Genomic DNA, 21127 nt, shown 5'->3' with positions numbered 1-21127 from the left:
GGTTTGTTCTCGACCACAAAGCTCTGACCGAGCTTCTCGGACAGATACTGACACACCAGGCGCGACAGCACGTCGGTGGCGCCGCCGGCCGCATAGGGCACGATCCATTTCACCGGACGATTCGGATACGCCGCCGCGTCCGCCAGCGCCGGCGAGACCAGCCGCGCACCAGCGGCACAGATCGCCGCGCCTGCCGCCGTCCCAAGCAATGCTCTCCTGCTGATGGTCATCGCATCCTCCATGTAATCCTGCTGGACACTGCGATAGCGCAGACGAACCACCCCGCGCATGCACGGACCGCGATCGTGGTAAAGGCGCATGAACGGCGAGGCGCCGTTCTTCGGGATTAGCGATAAGTTGTCGTTAATTCCGCCGCCTCATACTCGCCGGCGGGCTCCATATGCCCAACTGTTCTGCGCCGGAGTCACGGCACACCTGCGGCAAGGTTAACGAGACCTTACAGACCGAGCGATGCAAGGTTGAATCGATGACCGACTTTGCCCTCGCGCCGCCGGACGCAGTTCGAGCCAGCCCGCCCCGTCTCAAAGCCCTGCAGCTCGGCCTTCTGTGGCTGGTCGGTGCCAGCGGCGCGATCGTGTTCATCGAGCCGAGCCCCTACGAAATCGCCATCGTGCTGGCGCTGGGAGTCCTCGCCGTCACCGGCGGGCTCCGGCTAGCGCCGGCGCTGATCGTTCCGATCGGACTGCTGATCGGCATCGAACTCGGCTACAGTATCGGCGCTGTCGGCTTGATGGACGACCCCATCATTCTGAACTGGATCCTGACCTCGTGGTACATGGCGGTGACCGCGATGTTCTTCGCGATGGTGTGCCTGCAGGACACCCGCGAGCGGGCCGAAGCGATCGCCAACGGCTATCTGGTCGGCGGCCTCATCGCGGCACTGGCGGGCATCGTCGGTTACTTCAATTTGCTGCCTGGCGGGCAGGATCTCTTGACCTATGTGGGGCGCGCGCGCGGCACGTTCAAAGATCCGAACGTGCTCGGCGCGTTTCTGATCTTTCCGGCGATCTACAGCCTGCAGCGGGCGATCGAAGGTTCGTTCTGGACGATGGTGCGCAACGGCGTCGCGTTCGGCATCATCTCGCTTGCGGTGTTCTTGGCCTTCTCGCGCGCCGCCTGGGGCATGCTGGCCGGCGCCTCACTGCTCACCGTGGCGCTGATGTTCATCACCGCGCCGACCCAGCAGCGGCGGCTGCGGATCGTCGTCCTCGCCGCACTGGCGCTAATCGTGCTCGCCGCCACGATTGCGGTGCTGCTGTCGTTTGACCAGATCGACGCGCTGTTCAAGGAGCGCGCCAGCCTCTCGCAGCCTTACGACAGCGGCCGGTTCGGCCGGTTCGGCCGGCATCTACTCGGCGCCAAGATGGCGCTCGACTATCCGACCGGCATCGGTCCGTTACAATTCCGGCGGTTCTTCCCCGAGGACACTCACAACTCGTTCCTCAACGCCTTCATGTCCGGCGGCTGGATCAGTGGCACGCTGTATCCGGCTCTAGTGTTCGTGACGGCGGCCTATGGGCTGCGCAACGTGTTTGTACGTACGCCGTGGCAGCGGATCACGATCGTCGTGGTAACCGCGATGGTGGTCACGCTACTCGAGAGTTTCATCATCGATACCGACCACTGGCGGCACTATTTCATGCTGGTGGGCTTGACTTGGAGCCTGGCGATCGCCAGCACTCGGTTCCGACGCGGCCGATCAGACTCGGCTGTTTCCGCGGGCTGACCGCCCGCCACAGAGCATCGAACGCAGCGCATGACCAAACGCCACATCCTCGTGACCGGCGGCGCCGGCTACATCGGCAGCCACATGACGCTGGCCCTGCTCGGCGCCGGCGAGCGGCCGCTGGTGATCGACAACCTCTCTACCGGTTCGCGTGCGATCGTGCCACCCGAGGTGCCGTTCTTCGAGGGCAATGTCGGCGACGCCGACTTCGTCGGCCGAATCATGGACCAGCACGCGATCGAGGCGATCATTCATTTCGCCGCCAGCATCGTGGTGCCGGAATCGGTCACCCAGCCCCTCGCCTACTACGGCAACAACACCGCAAACGCGCGCACGCTGCTCGACTGTGCGGTCAAGCGCGGCGTGCCGCATGTGGTGTTCTCTTCGACCGCAGCGGTCTATGGCGAGCCGGACCGCACACCGGTCGAAGAGGATGACCCGACGCGTCCGATCAATCCTTACGGCCGCTCCAAGCTGATGGTCGAATGGATGCTGGCCGACGTCGCGCAGGCCTATCCGTTCAGCTACGCGGCGCTGCGCTATTTCAATGTTGCCGGCGCCGACCCCCAAGGCCGCGCCGGACAATCCACGCCGAACGCCACCCATCTGATCAAGATCGCGGTGCAGGCCGCGCTCGGCAAGCGTCCAGGCCTCGACGTTTACGGCACCGACTATTCGACCCCCGACGGCTCGTGCATCCGCGACTACGTGCATGTGTCGGATCTGGCGCAGGCGCATCTCGATGCGCTGGATTATCTGCGCGCCGGCAGGCCGAGCATCACCTGCAACATCGGTTATGCCAACGGCTACTCCGTGCTCGATGTGATCGAGGTGGTGAAGCGCGTGTCGGGCGTCGATTTCGAAGTGCGGATCAAGGGTCGGCGCGCCGGCGATCCCGCCTCGCTGATTGCGGCCAACCAACGCGCCCGGACCGCGCTGAACTGGACGCCGCGCTACGACGATCTCGAGCAGATCGTGCGCGACGCGCTCGCCTGGGAGCGCCGTCTCGGCTGAGGCGGCACGGTCAGCCCGCTGTCTCACCGCGGGACGACGCACCAGATCGGTACAGCCCCGGACGCTTGCAAGACAGCTCCTGCCGCCTTTCTACGATCGCGGCGATGCGGCTTTAACCACTTTACCTTGTTGAATGGAGGCGGTTGGCAAAAGGTTGCTTCCATTAGTCGAATGATCGATTGTTCCGCCGCAAAGTCGATCGACCTTGACGGTCGAGAGGAAGTGGAATGTCCAACACGCAAGACAGCGGCGAACAGCCGAATGCGCCGACAGGTGCCGAACGGCGCAAGTCGGATCGCAGGAAAGCTGCGTTTTGGATTCCATTCGAGCAAAATCTACCGCACGGCGAGCGCCGCGTTTCCGGCGATCGCCGCCGCGAGCGGTTCGGGCAGTGGCCGCGTGTTGTGCTCGGCGGACTGCCGATCGTCGTCAGCGACCAGACCGAGACTGCGCGCGCGATGGTCGATGAAGCGCTGCAGCGTCGCGGGCTTTGGCGCTATCCGGCCTACATGACGTCTGCGAACGGCGAAGTGACGTATCGCTGCGCGGTCGACGAAACCGAGCGCAAGCTGGTGACGGAGGCCGATGCCATCCATGCGGACGGCATGCCGCTGGTGTTCGTGTCGCGATTCCGCTGCGGCCAATCGCTGCCTGAACGCGTCGCCACCACCGATCTGTTCCACGAGGTCGCGCGCGAAGCCAGTAAGCGCGGCGCGACCATGTACATGCTCGGCGCCAACGAAGACTCCAACCGCCGCGCGGTCGAACGCGTGCAGCGCCGCTATCCCGGGCTGCGCCTCGTCGGCCATCGCCACGGCTATTTCGCCGACGAGGCCGAGGAAGTCGCAGTTTGCCGCGAGATCGGCGCGCTCGCGCCGGACATCCTGTGGGTGTCGATGGGCGTGCCGCGCGAACAGGCGTTCGTCGTGCGCAATCGCCATCGCCTGACCACGGTCGGCGTGATCAAGACCTCGGGCGGCCTGTTCGACTTCCTGTCGGGCTCGAAGCCGCGCGCTCCGCAATGGATGCAGAAGATCGGCCTCGAATGGCTGTGGCGCATGGCGCTGGAGCCGCGACGCCTCGGTGTACGCTATCTGAAGACCAACCCGTACGCGATGTACTTGCTGCTGACGCGGTCGCGCTGAGTTTCCTTCTCCGCTTAACGCGGATGCATCAGCACGTCGATTACACCCGCGTCCAACCTGCCGGTGCGCGGATCGGCCAGACCAAATCCCTGATCCAGCTCCCAATAGGTCCAGCCCCAGCAGTTCGCTTCGGCCGAATCTACCACGGACTCCAACCAGCGCAGCCGGCTGTCGCGCGGTGCCGCCGGTTTGAACACGCCGAATTCGTTGATGATCAACGGCCGCGCGTAGCGCTCCTGCCAGGCGACCGCCGGAATCAACTGCCGAGCCACATAGCTGGGCGAGCCTGCCTGCGCGATCGCGTTGTCCAGTTCCTGCAGCGCTTCATTGTCGCCGCGCGACGTCAGCTCGCTGCGCAGTCGCTCTACGGTGGGATCGTCGGCGACAAGCGGGAACGGTAGATCGTGAATCCGGCTCGATGGGTTGGCCGAATCCCAATGGCCCTGATGGGTGAACACCATCGGATCGTAGAAATGCAACGCATAGACGACGTTGCGGTCGGCGAGCGGCCTGAACTGCGGGAGAGAATCGGCGCGTTGCCAATAGGTTGGCCCGACGATCAGCGTGGTCTGCGGCAATTGCCCCCGCACAAAGGCAGCGAGTTGTTCGACTTCACTCTGCCAGCGATCCGGCGCGATATCCGGTTCATTCAGCAGTTCGGCGAACACCCGTTCCACCGGGTGCTTGCGGATCACCTTCGCAAGGCTGCTCCACGCGTCGGTGAGCGCCGCCATCGAGGACTTCGGATCATCGCGGTGGAGGCGGCCAAAGCCATCCCCGGGATGCAGGTCGACCGACACATGAAAGCCCAGGCCGATCAGTTCGGTGAGCGCCGTATCGACACCGACGAGCTGTCGTTCGATCGTGGCCGGCGAACTGAATGCCCGCATCACCAGATCGCCGGCGACCGGAAGCCTCACATGGGTGAAGCCCGCGCTACGCACGTCGCGGAGTAGCTCCAGGCTCGGAGCCTGCAGCCGCTCGTTCTCTGTCCAATTCGAGACATTCACGCCGCGAGCCAGCGCGGCGATGGTCTGAGGCGGAACGCCGGATGTCGGGCCCGTGCAGCGCCCCTGCGCATCGGCTTGCGCGCTCCAGCACAGTGCGAAGAGCGCGACGGCGGTGCAAGCGATCGCACCTCGGGTGAGCACGCGCCGTACGCCGGTCAGCTCGCCAGCCGTGCGGCGATGGTCGCAGCGGCGGGAGCCGGTTGCGCGCTGGCCTTGTTGACGACCACGCCGGCCGGTGCGTGACCACTCCGCGAGAGCAACGCCTGCGCTTCCAGGGCGGCGCCAGCCTGGGTCACGGCGCTGTCGATCACGAGCAGATTGAGATCGGTATGAGCAGCGATCTCGGCGACCTCCGGCTGCGAGGCGAGCGCCGGGGCGTCGATCAGAATTAGGTCGAACTCGCTGCGGACATCGTTCTGCACCGTTACGTCGGGTGCCGCGGCGATCAGACGGACGACGGACGGGATGGTCGTCTTCAGCACGCGGACGAGAGCGCCCCCATCCGACTCTGCGCGGTTCGACGGCGCAGCGGGCGCGGTGCGCGACTGCCCTGCGACTTCGATGACGACGCTCAGCATCCCGCGATCCACCGCGATCGCGTTCAGCGCACGCGCCACCGAGCTCTTGCCGGCGCCGGGATCGACCGACGTCACCAGCACCACCTTGCCATGCTGCGATCGCTTAACACCGATCGCATCGAGCAGCCCGACGACGTAGGGATCGAGCCGCCGCTCGCCGCCAAGCATCGCGAGCTTGCCGCCGAGGGTGCGCACGCCCGACAGATCGGGAATCCGCGCAACAATCGGCAGGCTGGCATAGTCGGCCGCGGGCTTCTTGTCTTCCACCGGCGGCGCGGCAGCTTCAGCCGGCACAGGCGCGGTCGCGCCTTCCGGCGGACGAGAATTGTCGGCTCGCTCCGGCTGGTTCGACATCGACGCCCAGATTGCGGTGACGGCGATCGACACCAGGATCGACGCCACCGCGATGGCGGCGATCAGCACCAGCAGCGGCGGGCGGGTCGGCCGTGTCGGCGGCGTCGCAAACGACGCCACCTTGGTCTGGCTCGCCTGCAGCAGACGCTGCTGATTGGTGGCGTTGTAGCGCTCCAGAAATTGCTCATAGATCGCCCGATTGGCGTTGGCCTCGCGCTGCAACTCTTTGAGTTTCACAGAAGCCTGGTCGTCGCCGAGCATCTCGGTCTCGAGCGTCTTCAATTGCTGTTCCAGCGCCTTCTGCTGGTCGCGCATCGCCTCATAGTCGGACTTGGCGCTGGCGATGTTGCGTTTGCGCTCGGCCTCGATCTGGCGATTTAGCTCGGCAAGCTGATTATAGGCGATCACCAGCTCCGGATGGCGATCGCCGAGGACAGCGCGCTTCTGAGCGATCTGATCGTTGAGCTGGGTGCGCTGGGTGCGCAGCACGCTGACGAGGTCGGACTTCGATCCGGTCGAGCCATCGACCTCGGATTTCAGGTCGCGCTGCGCCTGCTCGTAGCGGTTTTTGGCTTCCTCGGTGCGGAGTCGCGCCGCGGACACCTGCTGGGTCAGCTCGGTGACCCGGAGTTGACGCGTCGTACTCTCGCGGCCGGCATCGACAATGCGGTACTGCGTCTTGAACGCCGCGACAGCGTCTTCCGACGCCCGCAGCTTTTCGTTCAGCGTCTTCAGGCGGCTGTTGAGCCAGCCGGCGGCCTCGTCGGCGGCGACAGCGCGCACCTGGGTCTGACTGGCGACGAATGCTTCGGCGACCGCGTTGGCATAATACGCCGCGCGCTGCGGATCCTTCGCCACGAAGGTCATTTCGATCACGTACGTCAGGCCGCGCCGCGCGATCTCCAGATGCTTCCGGAACCGCTCCAGCACGCGGGCCGGATCGGTCTCGCTGCTGGCGATCTCATGATCTTCGGCAACTTTCAGCTTCTCGACCAAGGGCCGCAGGAAACCATCCGACTTCGCAATTTCGATCAGGCTCTGCAGCGCAGCGGCGTCCTGACCAATCCCGGGCAGCACCTCCTGATCGGTCGTGACGCGCTGCTCACGTGGATCGACCATCACCAGTGCGGTGGCCGCATAGCGGACCGGCAGCAGCCACAGCACGATCATACCAAGCACAAACAGCGCACCGGCAAGCAGCACGATCCGCTTGAGATTGTCACGCAGGAAATTGCTGATAACGGCGGGCGTCAGCTTGGCTTTGATCAGGTCGCCTCGATCGGTCGGAAGCTGATCAGGGCTCTCCCAGATGTCCGCAGTCGGACGCGGGGCGGGGACCGCCTTGTCCCGGCCTGGTTGGCTACCCGACATACGCACACTCCACACGAACCGCCTGCGTCACCACCGGGACAAAGTAAATATCTACGGTTAATCCGTGGTTACTCCAAGCCACTCGAACGGAACGTTACCAAATGGTTAAGGAACCATTCGGACGAAGCGTGAGTGCGACTAAATCGCTTGGTGCTTTCCGCATCAATTAACCGCGCCACGATGAAATCGACCAGGCGCGGCCGCGAGAGTGTACAATTACGCAGTCAGGACGTGCACTTTTCGTTAACCGTCACACCTGCAGCAAGCTGAACGAGACGGAAAGCGCACGGGGAGACGAGGCACGTGAACGAACAGATCACTCGAGCCGAGCATGCGTTCGTCACCGGCGGACGCACTGCGAGTTCGCGTGTACCGAAGGCTTCCGCCGGAGCGTCGGCGAAATCAATCCGTCGTCGCGTTCTTCTGATCCAGACCCAGGCCGAGAACGCCGGTGCGCAGGAAATCTCTCGTCTTGTCGGCGCCGGCCTTGCGGCTCGCGGCTACGACGTTGCGAACCTGTTCTTCTTCCGGCAATCGCGCGGGTTCGACGAGCCCGCGAACACCGTCTATTGCGCCCCGCAGCGTCCCGGCAATCCGCTGTCGTTCCTCCGCTTCCTGGTGTCGCTCGGCCAGCAGATCCGCGCCGCCCGCCCCGACGCCATCCTGACGTTTCAGCACTATGGCAATGCTATCGGCGGTGCGATCGCGCGGCTGGTGAGCCCGGCGCCGGTGATCGCCAATCAAGTATCGGCGCGGCTGACGATGCCGGGCTGGCTGCAGAAGCTCGACCTGATGATGGGGCAGCTCGGCATCTTCCACACCATTACGGTGAATTCTGAAGACATGCTGCGCGACTATTCGCGCTATCCGGATTCGTACCGCAGGCGCCTCACCCATGTTCCGCACGGCTTCGATCGCAAGCAGTCAACGTTGGCGAAAGCCGACGCGCGACGCCGCTTTGCCTTGCCGGTCGACGGCGTCGTTCTCGGCACCGCGGCGCGGCTGCATCCGCTGAAGCAGCTCGACGCCAGCATCCGGGTTTTGCCGGCACATCCGGCCTGGCGGCTGGCGCTGGCGGGGCACGGACCGGACGAAGCGCGGTTGCGCGCGCTCGCCGACCAGCTCGGTGTCGCCAATCGGGTATTCTTCGTCGGTGAAATCACGCCCGAACAGATCGCCGATTTCCTCGCCTGCCTCGACATTTTCGTGTTCCCGTCGCTGGCCGAGACCTTTGGGCTCGCCGCCGTCGAGGCGGCCCATGCCGGGGTGCCCGTGGTTGCCAACGATCTGCCGGTTCTACGCGAGGTACTGTCGTATCAGGGCGAACCGGCGGCGGTGCTGGTCAATGCTGCAGATGCGACCGCGCTCGGCGCCGCGATCAGTGCCGTGCTGGACGACCCTGCGCTCAGGGTGCGACTCCAGCGCAGTGGCGAAGGTCTTATGAAAAGATACTCTGTCGACGCCATGGTCGATGAATACGTCCGCATTCTCGAACAGGCGATATAGTTTTTTTTGACGGATTGTCTGATGATTGTTGAGCTTCGTTTCGACCAGCAACGACCTCGAGCATGGATGCGCCACTTGCTCGATCTGCTGGCGGGTAGTGGCCGGACTTTGCAGGTGAGCTGGATCTCGACGTCCGGGGAACGGCCGGCCGGGCTCGACACGCTGCTCGACCTCGAACGGATGCTGCTGCGGCGTGGCCAGCGCTGCGGGGGCGACCGCGAGACGGCGCTGCTCGAAACCTCGCGCCCCTCCCACGGCCAGCCCGAAGTGGTAATCGACTTCACCACGGCGCCCCGCGAAGTTGATTGCCCTGCCCGGCTGTATCTGCGCCCGCTGTTCGATGGCCAGCCCGGTGAAGACGCCGCGCTGGCCGCCATCCTCGCAGGCGATCTGCCGGTGATCGATATCCGCGACGAGGTCACCGGCGCGGTGATGTGGTCAGGAAAGCCGTCGGGTGAGAACGCCAGCGGCCTCGGCGGCGCGCTCGGCGCCACTATGGCACGTACCGGAACGCTGCTGAGGGGCGTCCTCGAAAGCGGTCCGCGAGCACAAGGCGTCCGCCACGACGGCCCTCATCTCGGCCACGCGCACTCCGCCGCAGGTTTTGTCGCCCGCAAGCTCGCGATGTCGATCGCCAAGGCGATCTACCGGCTGTGCTGCTATGCGCCGCATTGGCGGATCGGCTGGCGTTACACCGACGATGCCGGGATCTGGAGTTCCGGCGATCTGTCGGGACCAAACTGGCACGCGCTGCCGAGCCCGGCGAACCGGTTCTATGCTGATCCATTCGCGGTGACCTGGAAAGGCCGCACCTTCGTGTTCTTCGAAGATCTCGACCATCGCGTCGGCAAGGGCACGATTTCCGCGATCGAATTCGGCGAAACCGGCCCGATCGGCGAAGCGGTGCCGGTGCTCGAAGAGCCGTGGCATTTGTCCTACCCGTTCCTCATCGTGCAGGACGACGAGCTCTGGATGATTCCGGAGAGCAGCCTGCAGAAGACCGTATCGATCTATCGCTGTGTCGAGTTTCCGGGGCGCTGGGAGCGCCACGCGACGCTGCTATCCGGCGTTGAACTTGCCGACGCCACCATCCTGCAGCACGAAGGGCTGCATTATCTATTCGGCGCCACTCGCGACGATGATAACGATGGCGGCTATTCCGACACGCTGTCGATCTACGTCGCAGACGATCTGTTCGGGCGGTGGCGACCGCACGCGCTGCGTCCAGCCCTGATTGATCGCGCCAGCGCGCGGCCCGCAGGGCATTTCTTCCGGCGCAATGGACGGCTATGGCGACCGGTGCAGGACTGCACGCACGGCTATGGCGGGGCGCTGGCACTTGCGGAGATTAATGCGCTCTCGCCAGAGACTTTCGAGCAGACCGTGCATCACGTCATCGAACCTGGGCCGCGCTGGCCCGGCCGCAAGCTGCACACGCTCAACCGCTGTGGACGACTCGAGTTGATCGACGGCAGCGTGATTCAGCCCAAGCTGCAGCCGCTACGCCGAATGGCCCGCGCCAACGACCCCGTCGCGGTCCCGGCGCGCTGACGCTCTACGTTGCGCCTCAATCGCTACGGAGCAGACGGCCGGCGATCGATCCCGCAGCAAGACCAATCGCTCCGCCGGCGAGTTTGACACTGGCGTCGAACAGCCGCCCATGCCGTGACGCCTCCAGCACCTGCAGCAGTTCAAATAGCACCGCAGCGCCGAGCACGATCATCGCAGCGAATAGGATGTAGCGCGGGTAAGCCGCTCCGAACAATGCTCCCACCACCGCGAACGCCACAAAGCGCTCAATCGACGGCGAAAATCCGGTGGTTGGCCTGAGACCTATCGGGCTGAGGGTCGCAAACGCGATCCCCGCAAGGCACAGCCAGGCCGCAATCCGAAGCAGCGTTCCGAAGTTGAGGCTGACGACACGACTATTCATAGATCCGATATCCGCGCTGATGAGACGATGGTTAATGCCAAAGCGCCCCCGCTTCGGTCGGGTCTGCGAGCATCTTTACCGTTATCGACAATTATCGCCCGGCATTCGCTCGCCGATCGTTCAAATAGGATAGATTGCTACGGTGCGCCAGGACGGTGGCGGCGGGATTATCGACGTGGTGAACCCGGTCCCCGGAGGACTGTTCCCGTCGTCGGCGACTCCCTCAGAATCTGCAGACCCGTCGCGAGGTCGATGACTTTGAAATTCGGTACCGCGTTCGAAAGACTGATCGATCTGCGCAACAACCCTGCGATTCGCGCCATGACCGGCGCGTTCGGGCTGCGCGTTCTGATCACGATCGTCAATCTCGGACTGGTGACCCTCGCCGCACGCACGCTGAGCGGCCATGACTTCGGCACCTATTCGATGCTGTTCAGTGCCGCGGGCCTGCTCAGCGTCGTCGCCACCTTCGGCCAGCAGATCTTCATCATGCGGTCGTGGAGCGAATACACCAATGCGGGCGACGAGCCGAAACTGAAAGGCGCGATGACCTTCACGGCGCTGGCCAGCCTCGCCGGCAGCATCCTGGTCGGCTTGCCGTTCTTCTTCTGGGTCTCGCTGGAGCAAGATACGGTTCTGGCCGCATCGACGACGCTGTACTTGGTGTGTTTTGCGCTGATGCTGATCTCGGCACACGTCACCCGCGGCGCCGTCGGCGTCGGTGTCAGCGACGGCCTCACCTACCTGCTGGTCGCCACCTGTCCGATGGTCTACCTCGCTGGGTGCGTCATCTCAGGCACACCGATCGAGATCCACACCATCTTTCTGACCATGGCGGCAGCCTCATGCTTCACCGTGATGGTGCAGATGACGTTGTTGCGGCGACGGGTCCAGGCTCAGTTTCCGAATTTCGGCCGCTCACGCTTGGCCTTCGAGCTGCGCACCTGGAGCGCACGCTCGGCCAAGCTGTGGGTGTCGAGTTGCCTGGAGGCGGCCAATCAATACGCCGACGTCGTGATCATCGGCTACCTGATGAGTCCGACCGTCGCCGGCGCATATTTCGTCACCACCCGGATCGCCAACGCCTTCGCGATGGCCACTGGCGCGGTCTACATCTTCTCGACCCGTCACTTCCCGCATCTGTATTACAGCCGGCAGCATCGCGAGCTCGACGGCCTGCTCGATTCCGTGGCGCTCGTTACGCTCGCGATCGTCATCGGCGGCCTGATGGTGGTGCTCGGCGGCGGCCACTGGATCCTGTATCTCTTCAACGCCGAATACGTCTCGTATTACAGCGCCCTGGCGATCCTGACGGCAGGCACCGCTGCTGTCGCCGCCGCCGGCCCCTGCGGTTCGATCCTGATGCTGACGGGCCACGAGGGCCGCTATCTGACGATCATCGGCGGCACCGTGCTGATGCGCGCGGTCGGCTTCTTCATCCTGATCCCGCTGTTCGGGATCTCTGGCGCTGTCGCGGCAACCGCAATCTCGTTCATCGCACTGGCGCTACTGATGCGCAGCGCGTCGATCAAACTGGCTGGCATCGACGGTTCGGTACTGCGGCTCCTGACGGGATGGCGCCGACGCCGGCTCACGCAGCCAGCGGAATAATCCGCCTTCGGGGCCGCGCGACCAACGCCACGCTTCATCATATGCTCGGATGAATTCGTTTGGGGCCTAATGCTCGGCCGCGATCAGCGAGAGCCAATTGCTGAATAGGGCCGCCGCAGAAGCTTCGAGCGCAGCCGCCAGTCCAGGCCGGAGCGCCAACGGCGGCAGTTCAGCGATCATCTCCGGCTTGCGATCCGCCCGGGCACGATCGCAAAACGCGGCGAGTCGAAGTGCCGTCTCGGCGCAGAAGTAGTTTTCCGGTGCCGCCGGACAATCGTTGCGTTCACCGCCAAGATAGCGGCCGATGTCGCGGAGGAATTCGCGCTGCAGCGTCGCGGCGTCGTACTCCGGATGGCCTTGAAAGAACACCATGCGGCTGCGGCCGTCGCGCTTGAACACGTCGACGCTCGCTCCTGCTGCCTGCGTCAGCACGTCGTAGCCGGCGGCAGACAGGTCGTCCGCGTCGAGATCGTTGAGCCGCGAATGCGAAACCCGCATCGTCGCCGGCAGGTCGTCCAACATCGGATCCAGCTGCAGCTTCTCGATGGCATAGACCCCCGAGCATTTGCGCGGCAGTCTTCGGCGCTCGATGCCGTCGAGGTGCAGGACGGCGGCATGGGCGGCGAGACAGGACCAGATCGTCGAGCGGGTGTTGGCTTCGGCCCAATCCACCAGTCGACGGAACTCGTCCCAATATGGCTCGTCGCGGAGTGCCGCCGTGCGCGGCTCGGCGCCGGTGACGATCAGACCGTCGAGCCGGACGCGGCCGAGATCGGCGATATCGGAATAGAGACTGTCGATGCGGTGGCGGGCGGTTGGCGACCGCGGCACCGATCGCAACGCGAAGCAATGCAGCCGAACGCGCTGGGTGCCGGCCCCGGCACGCAGCAACTTAGCGAATTGGCGCTCGGTCGCGCGTAGCGCCGCATCGCCCATGTTGTTGACGAGGCCGATCTCGATCGGCTTGGGACGATCCGGCCGCCCCCACCAGCGTCGTTCGTCGCCGGCACCATCCGGCGCCAGCACAGGGCTGTCGATCGGATCGGCGCTGTCGAACAGCAGGCTCATGCGCGAGCGCCTATTCGGCCGCCGCCAGACGCGGCTGCGAACCGCAGGCCGCTGCGAGCGCCTGATCGAGATCTTCGATGATGTCGGCGATGTGTTCGATACCGATCGACAACCGGATTGTCTCCGGCAGCACTCCTGCTTGGCGCTGCTGCTCGGCCGACATCTGGCGATGGGTGGTCGAGGCCGGATGGCAGGCGAGCGATTTGGCATCGCCGATGTTCACCAGCCGGGTGATCAGCTTGAGCGAATCGTAGAACGCCTTGCCGGCCTCCATTCCGCCCTTGATGCCAAAGGTGAACAGCGACGATGCGCGGCCGTCGAGATACTTTTGCACCAGCGGATAATACGGGCTGTCCGGGAAGCCGGTATAGTTGACCCAGGCAACACGTTGATCGTCGCGCAGGAATTCGGCAACCTTGCGGGCGTTCTCGACATGGCGCTCCATCCGCAGCGCCACGGTCTCGATGCCCTGCAGCAGCAGGAAGGCGTTGAACGGCGACAGCACCGAGCCCATCGTACGTTGATAGATCGATCGCGCGCGCTCGACATAAGCAGTCGGCCCGAACCGCTCCGCATAGATCATGCCGTGATAGGAGTGGTCCGGCTGATTGAAGGCCGGAAATCGCTCGGGGTTCTTGGCCCAGTCGAACCGTCCGCTGTCGACGATGGCACCGCCGAGCGTGGTGCCGTGGCCACCGAGGAACTTGGTGAGCGAGTGCACCACAACGTCCGCGCCGAATTCGATCGGCTTGAACAGAATGGGTGTCGCCACGGTGTTGTCGACGATCAGCGGCACGCCGGCGCGATGCGCGACTTCGGCGATGGCTTCGATGTCGCAGACATTGCCGGCGGGATTGCCGATGGTTTCGCAGAACACCGCACGGGTGTCTTCATCGATCAGCCTGGCGATGTCGCCGGGCTTATCGCTGGCAGCGAAGCGGCCGGTGATGCCCTGCCGCGGCAGGATGTGGGACAGCAGCGTATGCGTGGTGCCGTAGAGCTGCGGCGCCGAAACGATGTTGCCGCCGTGATCGGCGAGATTGACGAAGGCGAAATGCAGCGCGGCTTGACCGCTCGCCACTGCCAGCGCACCGACGCCACCTTCCAGCTCAGCCACACGCTTTTCCAGCACGCTGGTGGTCGGATTGGCGATCCGCGAATAGCGATAGCCTTCGGTCTCGAGATTGAACAACGCGGCGCCGTGGTCGGCGCTGTCGAACGCATAGGATGCGGTCTGATAGATCGGCACCGCAACTGCGTGCGTCGTGGGTTCGGGCTCGTAGCCGGCGTGGATAGCGAGCGTCTCGTTGCGCATGAGCTCCTCCCTTCGCCGCGGCTGCACTTCACACACAGACGTCCGCGTCTTGCCTTTGCTAGAACGCACCGCATTAGCGGACAACACATTTCAAAGACGACGACAAACTATCCCTAATTTCGCTTGCTGATTTGAAGACAATTTGAATCGATTCCGATTTGTTTACCTTAAGCGCGCTTCGTCGAAGCGTTCGCAACAAATCGCCAACCGCCCTCGCCTACAATTGCACTCAAACTCGAACGAACTTTCAGAACCGGTGTCGATGACCGTGCACGCAGCTGCAGCTACCCGCCCCCCCGATACGGCGCCTGCACGCCCGTCGGTCGCCAAGAGCTGGCTGAGCGCGATTGAAATCACCGCGCGGATCGAACGCGAGCCACAGCGCCTGCTGTGCGATGCGATCGCCGAATGGGCAACACGTACGCCAAACGCGCCGGCGCTGATCTCGGAGAACGAGCGATTCAGCTACGCGGAGCTAACGCAACGGATCGATCGCTACGCGCGCTGGGCGCTGGAGCATGGAATCGGCAAAGGCGTCATCGTCGGGCTCCTGATGCCGAACCGTCCCGACTATCTGGCGATCTGGCTCGGCATCACTAAAATCGGCGGCGTGGTGGCGCTGCTCAACACCCATCTCACCGGCCCCTCGCTCGCCCATTGCATCGATGTTGCAGCACCCAGCCATATCATCGTGGCGAACGAATTGAACGACGTCTACGCCAGCGCAACACCGCATATGGCGTCGGCGCCTCGGCTATGGCTGCATGGCGACGAGGTTGACGAGTCAGAGCTGTTAGCAGCATTGGCGACTGTGAAGGACGATCCGCTGACAGCAAATGAGCGTCCCGCTGTCACCGTCGATGATGTGGCACTGCTGATCTACACTTCGGGGACGACGGGGCTGCCGAAGGCAGCGCGGGTCAGTCATCGCCGGGTGATGAGCTGGGCCGGCTGGTTCGCTGGGCTCACCGGCGCAACGCCCGATGATCGCATCTACGATTGTCTGCCGATCTATCACAGCGTCGGCGGCGTGGTCGCAACCGGCAGCCTGCTGATGGCAGGCGGCTCGGTCGTGATCGCGGAAAAATTCTCGGCACGGCGGTTCTGGGACGATATCGTCCGCTACGACTGCACGCTGTTTCAATATATCGGCGAGCTGTGCCGCTATCTTGTCCAGGCGCCCCACGCGCCCAACGAGACACGCCATCGCCTGCGGCTCGCCTGCGGCAACGGGCTGCGTGGCGACGTGTGGGGCGCGTTTCAGGGGCGGTTCGCGATCCCGCGCATGCTGGAATTCTACGCCTCCACCGAGGGCAACTTCTCACTCTACAATGTCGAGGGTGAGCCGGGCGCGATCGGGCGGATACCATCATTCCTGGCGCATCGCTTTCCGGCCGCGCTGGTGAAGTTCGACTTCGAAACCGGGCTGCCGATGCGAGACGGCCACGGCCATTGCATTCGCTGCGCTCGCGGCGAGCCTGGTGAGGCGATCGGCCGGATCGGCGAGGCCGAGCGCGGCGGCGGCCGGTTCGAAGGCTACACCACCGATGGCGACAGCGAGCGCAAAATCCTGCGCGACGTGTTTGCGCCGGGTGACGCCTGGTTCCGCACCGGCGACCTGATGCTGCAGGACGCCAAGGCCTTCTTCCGCTTCGTCGACCGGATCGGCGACACCTTCCGCTGGAAGGGCGAGAATGTCGCGGCGAGCGAAGTCGCCGACATCCTCGCCGCCTGCCCCGGCGTGATCGACGCCACTGTCTACGGCGTCAGCGTTCCGAACCATGACGGCCGCGCCGGCATGGCGGCCCTTGTGACAGACCACCTCTTTGATCTTGCGGTGCTGCATCGGCATCTCACCGAGCGGCTGCCGACCTATGCACGGCCGCTTTTCCTACGGCTCCGGACGGCCCTCGATCTCACCGGCACGTTCAAGCAGGCAAAGCAGCCGCTGATCGCCGAGGGGTTCGATCCGTCCCTCGTCAGCGATCCGCTCTATGTCGCCGATATAGCCGCAGGCCGCTACGTCGCGCTCGACACCGACATCTTCAGCCGCATCACCCGCGGCGCATTCCGATTGTGATGGACTCGACGATGCCTGCTGCCACACCAATCAACTATTCGCAGACCTGGACCTTCTTCGAGGGCGACTGGCACGATGGCAACGTGCCGATCATGGGGCCGCGCACCCATGCTGCTTGGCTCGGCTCGATGGTGTTCGATGGCGCGCGCGCGTTCGAGGGCGTCACGCCAGATCTCGACCGGCACCTGGCACGGATCAACTGGTCCGCGACTAACTTCAAACTGAATGCCCTGATTGATCAGGCGACATGGCTGGGCCTGGTGCAGGACGGCCTGAAGCGTTTCGCCGGAAATGCCGAGCTTTACATCCGGCCGATGTATTGGGCGCAGAACGGTGTCGGCGGCGGCGTGCTGTTCGATCCCGACACCACCAATTGGTGCCTGTGCATCTACGAAGCGCCGATGCCGAAACCGACCGGCTTGTCGATTACGCTGTCGCCGTTCCGCCGGCCGACCGCGGAATCTGCGCCGGTGGAGGCCAAAGCCGGCTGCCTGTACCCAAACAACTCACGCGCGATGATGGAAGCCAAGAGCCGCGGCTTCGACAATTGCCTGCTGCGCGACATGCTCGGCCACATCGCCGAGCTCGGCAACTCCAACATCTTCATGGCGAAGGATGGGGTGGTCTACACGCCGGCCGCCAATGGCACCTTCCTGAGCGGCATCACCCGGCAGCGTGTGATCGAGCTGCTGCGCGGCGACGGAGTCACCGTGATTGAGCGTTCGCTGAGTTATCGGGATTTCGAAACTGCCGACGAGATCTTCGCCAGCGGCAATTTCGCCAAGGTGCAACCGATCATCCGGATCGACGACCGCTCGCTGCAGCCGGGCCCGTTCTACGCCAAGGCGCGCAAGCTATATTGGGAGTTCGCTCACGGTTAAGCGCCGTTGCCGATACCGGCCCGCAATTCAGGGACCGAACAGCACCAGCTCGGTCTCGCTGAGATCGGCGAGCCGCGGCGGGTTCGGGCCCTTGTAGTACTTGCGGCCACGGGAATCGACATAGAAGCCGGTCAGTTCATCCATCGGACCGAGCGCGTCGAGAATCACGAGCGGCCGGCCGCGCCAGAGCAACGCTCGGCCAAGCACGCCTGCGCATTGCACGAATTCGGCGACGTCGCGGCAATACACCAGCTGCATCGCGGGGAATGGGAAGCGGCCGTGCTTCACCCGCTTCGGCAAAAACAGAAACGGCATCGTGCGGCCATCAGGCAGATGCACCGCGAGAGCCAGACATCCGTAAGACGCATGGCTGCGGAGCAGCTCGCACTCCGTCTCACTCAACCCGGCGACCACGCCGGTTGCTTCAGTCACCACCTCGACACGCGCGCCCTTTTCGGCGCGCGACAGCCACGGCAGCGCGAAGAACATGCCGTTGCAGTAGCGTTTGAACCCCAGCGCCTCGACGATCGGCCAGGTGTTCACCGCCGGCGAGATATTGACGTAGGTGACCTGCTTGTTCTTCTGCGCCATCGACGTCAGCAGCGTCGCATAGTTGCGAAAATCGGGCTCGACGTACCAGCTCGAGACGTTGCAGCGGAGAACCTGTTCCGGGCCGGGACGACGCGCCGCGTACAGCAACAACAATGCGCCGACGGGACGGCCACCACTCTCCAGCAGATAACCGTATCGCGCGCAGCCTTCCGGCAATTCACGCGCGCCGACGCGATGCAGTCCGCGCAACCAATAGTCGCGGCGGCGGCCCGGAAAGCCGCGCGTCAGCAGATCGGAGACAGCGTCGATGTCGGCGTCGCCGATCTCACGGCAACGTACTTTGCGGGCTTCCAAAGCCATTTACCAATCGGCCCGAATTGCAAGTGAAGCGCATGGATTTGTTTCGATTTTGCGCCATATGCTCTTTGTCTCACGGATCGATCAGAAAGGCGAAGTGTCGATGTCTGTACGGTTAACAATCGTCTCGGCGATGCAGCAGATCGCTGACGAACAAGGCTTCAAGGTTCCTGCGCTGACGGATGACTTGGTGCTACACGAATCCGGCTTCGACTCGCTCGGCTTTGCCGTGCTCGTCGCGCGACTTGAAGACGAACTCGGCATCGATCCGTTCAGCACGGCAGACGACGCCATCTTCCCGGAGACACTCGGCGACTTCATTGGAGCCTATGAGAATGTCCCCGCGTGAGATCGTTGCGCTCCGCCACTATCTCTCAACTGATCTGACCAGCCGCACGCTGTCGGACGCGACTCATGAGATCGCGTTCGCCTACATCGCGCGGGGGACTTGTCTTGCCGGCAAGCTGCCTGAGCTCGCCGGCCGTTCGGTTCTGCTGTCGCTCTCGACGCAGCTCGTCACCGGGCTGGTAATGATCGAACTCGACGGCGCGGCGCGGCGCATGCTGCTGTGCCCGCCGGATGTCGACATGACCTACGCCGCCGATCTGATCGCGGATGCGGAGATCGACGCCATCGTCACAGATGCGCCAGAGCGCTGGCAAGGCCTCGGCGTCGGCACCATCATCACCGCAGGTCTGCCGCTGCAGCCCGCGGCCCCCATCCCAGCCACGCACGCTACGTCGTGGTTGATGCTGACCCCCGGCACCACCGGCCGGCCGAAGATCGTCGCCCACACGCTGGCAGCGTTGACCGGCGCGATCGTCGGCGACAACGTCGCGAAAGATGCGCCGACCTGGGCGACATTCTACGACATCCGCCGCTACGGCGGCCTGCAGATTTTCCTCCGCGCCGTGCTCGGCGGCGGCTCGATGGTGCTGTCCGCGCCCGGCGAAGCAATTGGCGATCATCTGGCGCGGCTCGCCGCGCGCGGGGTGACCCACATCTCCGGCACGCCGTCGCACTGGCGCAAGGCGTTGATGAATCCAGCGATCGGCGGTTTTCGCCCCGGCTATGTCCGATTGTCCGGCGAGATCGCCGACCAAGCCGTGCTCGACGGACTCCGCAACGCGTTTCCTGACGCCTCGATCGGCCACGCCTACGCCTCGACTGAAGCCGGCGTCGGGTTCGCCGTCAATGACGGCCATGAGGGCTTTCCGGCGTCGCTGATCGGCAACGCGCCCGGCATCACCATGAAGGTGGTCGACGGCTCGCTGCGGATCAAATCGACCCGCGCCGCACACACCTATGTCGGCCGCAGCGCTCCGCCGCTGACCGACGCCGACGGCTTCGTCGACACCGGCGACATGGTCGAGCTGCGCGGCGATCGCTATTACTTCGTCGGCCGCCGCGACGGCGTGATCAACGTCGGAGGCCTCAAGGTTCATCCCGAGGAAGTCGAAGCCGTGATCAACCAGCATCCCTCAGTGCGGATGTCGCGGGTCCGGGCGCGGCGCAGCCCAATCACCGGCGCGCTGGTCGTCGCGGAGGCGGTGCTCGCCAGTGTGGCGGACGCCGGGCGCACCGGCGCGATCCGCGAGGCGATCCTCGCCAATTGCCGCGCCGCGCTGCCGCCACACAAAGTCCCGGCGTCGATCCATTTCGTGCAGCAACTCGATGTCACCGCCTCAGGAAAGCTGGCACGCCATGCATAAGGTGGTGGTGACCGGCGGCAGCCGGGGGATTGGGCTCGCGATCGCACGGCGCCTCGCCGCGGCCGGCTACGGCGTGATCGCTGTGGCGCGGCGCGAGAGCGACGAGCTGAAGGCTGCGATCGACGAGGCTGCGAAAGGACCTGGCTCGATCGCGTTCAAGGCTTACGACCTCGGAGACATCGACGGCCTCGCCGGCTTCGCCAAGTCGCTGCGCCAGGAATTCGGCAAGATCTACGGCCTCGTCAACAACGCCGGCATCGGCACCGAGGGCGTGCTCGCCACCATGCACAACAGCCAGATCGAGACGCTGCTGCGCATCAACGTGACCTCGCCGATCGTGCTGACCAAATACATTGTCCGCCACATGATGGCCAATGGCGCCGGCCGCGTGATCAACATGTCGTCGATCATCGGCTCGACCGGCTACAACGGCCTGTCGGTGTATGGTGCTACCAAGGCGGCGACGATCGGCTTCACCCGCTCGCTCGCGCGCGAAGTCGGCCGGCTCGGCATCACCGTCAACGCAATCGCGCCCGGCTTCATCGATACCGAACTGACCGCGGGACTTGCCGGCGAAGGCCGCCAGAAGATCGCCGGCCGCAGCGCGCTCCGTCGACTGGCGGAGGCGGACGACGTCGCGCGGATGGTCGAATTCCTGCTCGGCGACGGCGGCCGCAACATCACCGGCACCGTGCAGACGATCGACGCCGGCAATACGGCGTAGGTCACTGATGCGCTGAGACCTCCGTGCCAATCGCAGTGCGCTCCCTCTCCCGCTTGCGGGAGAGGGTTGGGGTGAGGGCGCCGCGCGCGGCGAGTCTTGCTATCGCGGAGAGGAGTGCCCTCACCCGGATCGCTGACGCGATCCGACCCCCCCCGCCAGCGGGGGAGGT

Annotated in this window: 17 protein-coding genes and 1 pseudogene; 11 read left to right on the top strand and 7 right to left on the bottom strand. The window is 64.5% G+C overall.

All coding sequences use genetic code 11. From position 1 onward, the window contains the following. Nucleotides 1–230, bottom strand: a pseudogene (locus DYI24_RS04975) (tripartite tricarboxylate transporter substrate binding protein); the annotation flags it as partial. Between the two features lie 257 nt (nucleotides 231–487). On the opposite strand from DYI24_RS04975, the gene DYI24_RS04970 reads away from it, so the two are divergent. From DYI24_RS04970 to DYI24_RS04960, 3 genes are all read left to right on the top strand, one after another. Beyond that, nucleotides 488–1747, top strand: a complete 1260-nt coding sequence (locus DYI24_RS04970; RefSeq protein WP_164571469.1) for an O-antigen ligase family protein — start codon at nucleotides 488–490, stop codon at nucleotides 1745–1747. Between the two features lie 30 nt (nucleotides 1748–1777). Next, nucleotides 1778–2761: a UDP-glucose 4-epimerase GalE gene (gene galE / locus DYI24_RS04965; protein ID WP_164571468.1), complete on the top strand. Its 984-nt coding sequence runs from the start codon at nucleotides 1778–1780 to the stop codon at nucleotides 2759–2761. Between the two features lie 227 nt (nucleotides 2762–2988). After that, nucleotides 2989–3906 carry a WecB/TagA/CpsF family glycosyltransferase gene (locus tag DYI24_RS04960; protein WP_164571467.1) on the top strand — a complete coding sequence of 306 codons (918 nt, stop codon included), beginning with the start codon at nucleotides 2989–2991 and terminating at the stop codon, nucleotides 3904–3906. 14 nt (nucleotides 3907–3920) lie between these two features. Here DYI24_RS04960 and DYI24_RS04955 read toward each other — a convergent pair whose 3' ends face one another. Further along, nucleotides 3921–4916, bottom strand: a complete 996-nt coding sequence (locus DYI24_RS04955) for a glycoside hydrolase family 5 protein (protein WP_349627737.1) — start codon at nucleotides 4914–4916, stop codon at nucleotides 3921–3923. A gap of 155 nt (nucleotides 4917–5071) precedes the next feature. Continuing rightward, nucleotides 5072–7219: a GumC family protein gene (locus DYI24_RS04950; RefSeq protein ID WP_164571465.1), complete on the bottom strand. Its 2148-nt coding sequence runs from the start codon at nucleotides 7217–7219 to the stop codon at nucleotides 5072–5074. A 405-nt stretch (nucleotides 7220–7624) separates the two neighbouring features. Between DYI24_RS04950 and DYI24_RS04945 the strand changes: the two genes are divergently transcribed. Together DYI24_RS04945 and DYI24_RS04940 are read left to right on the top strand one after the other, a co-directional pair. Continuing rightward, nucleotides 7625–8725 (top strand): glycosyltransferase family 4 protein, encoded by a 1101-nt coding sequence (locus DYI24_RS04945; protein ID WP_349627738.1) that lies wholly within the window; start codon nucleotides 7625–7627, stop codon nucleotides 8723–8725. A gap of 21 nt (nucleotides 8726–8746) precedes the next feature. Then, nucleotides 8747–10276: a glucosamine inositolphosphorylceramide transferase family protein gene (locus DYI24_RS04940; protein ID WP_164571463.1), complete on the top strand. Its 1530-nt coding sequence runs from the start codon at nucleotides 8747–8749 to the stop codon at nucleotides 10274–10276. Nucleotides 10277–10292: 16 nt separating this feature from the next. On the opposite strand, the gene DYI24_RS04935 is transcribed toward DYI24_RS04940, so the two are convergent. Beyond that, nucleotides 10293–10658: a hypothetical protein gene (locus DYI24_RS04935; protein WP_164571462.1), complete on the bottom strand. Its 366-nt coding sequence runs from the start codon at nucleotides 10656–10658 to the stop codon at nucleotides 10293–10295. 252 nt (nucleotides 10659–10910) lie between these two features. On the opposite strand from DYI24_RS04935, the gene DYI24_RS04930 reads away from it, so the two are divergent. After that, nucleotides 10911–12269, top strand: a complete 1359-nt coding sequence (locus DYI24_RS04930; protein WP_246701156.1) for a lipopolysaccharide biosynthesis protein — start codon at nucleotides 10911–10913, stop codon at nucleotides 12267–12269. A 66-nt stretch (nucleotides 12270–12335) separates the two neighbouring features. Here DYI24_RS04930 and metA read toward each other — a convergent pair whose 3' ends face one another. Then, on the bottom strand, nucleotides 12336–13337 hold the full coding sequence (metA, locus tag DYI24_RS04925) for a homoserine O-succinyltransferase MetA (RefSeq protein WP_164571461.1): 1002 nt from the start codon (nucleotides 13335–13337) through the stop codon (nucleotides 12336–12338). A 10-nt stretch (nucleotides 13338–13347) separates the two neighbouring features. After that, nucleotides 13348–14652 (bottom strand): O-acetylhomoserine aminocarboxypropyltransferase/cysteine synthase family protein, encoded by a 1305-nt coding sequence (locus DYI24_RS04920; protein ID WP_164571460.1) that lies wholly within the window; start codon nucleotides 14650–14652, stop codon nucleotides 13348–13350. A 262-nt stretch (nucleotides 14653–14914) separates the two neighbouring features. Here DYI24_RS04920 and DYI24_RS04915 point away from each other — a divergent pair, with 262 nt between their 5' ends. Together DYI24_RS04915 and DYI24_RS04910 are read left to right on the top strand one after the other, a co-directional pair. Beyond that, on the top strand, nucleotides 14915–16732 hold the full coding sequence (locus tag DYI24_RS04915; protein ID WP_164571459.1) for a long-chain-acyl-CoA synthetase: 1818 nt from the start codon (nucleotides 14915–14917) through the stop codon (nucleotides 16730–16732). A gap of 11 nt (nucleotides 16733–16743) precedes the next feature. Next, on the top strand, nucleotides 16744–17613 hold the full coding sequence (locus DYI24_RS04910; protein ID WP_164571458.1) for a branched-chain amino acid aminotransferase: 870 nt from the start codon (nucleotides 16744–16746) through the stop codon (nucleotides 17611–17613). A 27-nt stretch (nucleotides 17614–17640) separates the two neighbouring features. Here DYI24_RS04910 and DYI24_RS04905 read toward each other — a convergent pair whose 3' ends face one another. After that, complete coding sequence (locus DYI24_RS04905; RefSeq protein WP_164571457.1) at nucleotides 17641–18525, bottom strand: acyl-CoA acyltransferase; 885 nt, start codon at nucleotides 18523–18525, stop codon at nucleotides 17641–17643. Nucleotides 18526–18625: 100 nt separating this feature from the next. Here DYI24_RS04905 and DYI24_RS04900 point away from each other — a divergent pair, with 100 nt between their 5' ends. From DYI24_RS04900 to DYI24_RS04890, 3 genes are read left to right on the top strand one after another with little or no spacing between them, the layout of a single operon-like run. Continuing rightward, on the top strand, nucleotides 18626–18871 hold the full coding sequence (locus DYI24_RS04900; protein ID WP_012497748.1) for an acyl carrier protein: 246 nt from the start codon (nucleotides 18626–18628) through the stop codon (nucleotides 18869–18871). After that, nucleotides 18858–20234, top strand: a complete 1377-nt coding sequence (locus DYI24_RS04895; protein ID WP_164571456.1) for a class I adenylate-forming enzyme family protein — start codon at nucleotides 18858–18860, stop codon at nucleotides 20232–20234. The genes DYI24_RS04900 and DYI24_RS04895 overlap by 14 nt, the downstream gene beginning before the upstream one ends. Next, nucleotides 20227–20958, top strand: coding sequence for an SDR family NAD(P)-dependent oxidoreductase (locus DYI24_RS04890; protein WP_164571455.1), 732 nt, complete (start codon nucleotides 20227–20229; stop codon nucleotides 20956–20958). Before DYI24_RS04895 ends, DYI24_RS04890 begins: the two co-directional genes overlap by 8 nt. Nucleotides 20959–21127: the final 169 nt, after the last annotated feature.

The organism is Rhodopseudomonas sp. BR0C11 (assembly GCF_010820945.1).
In the GTDB taxonomy this organism is placed as follows: domain Bacteria; phylum Pseudomonadota; class Alphaproteobacteria; order Rhizobiales; family Xanthobacteraceae; genus Rhodopseudomonas; species Rhodopseudomonas palustris_H.
This window is presented reverse-complemented; position numbering and strand designations above follow the sequence as displayed.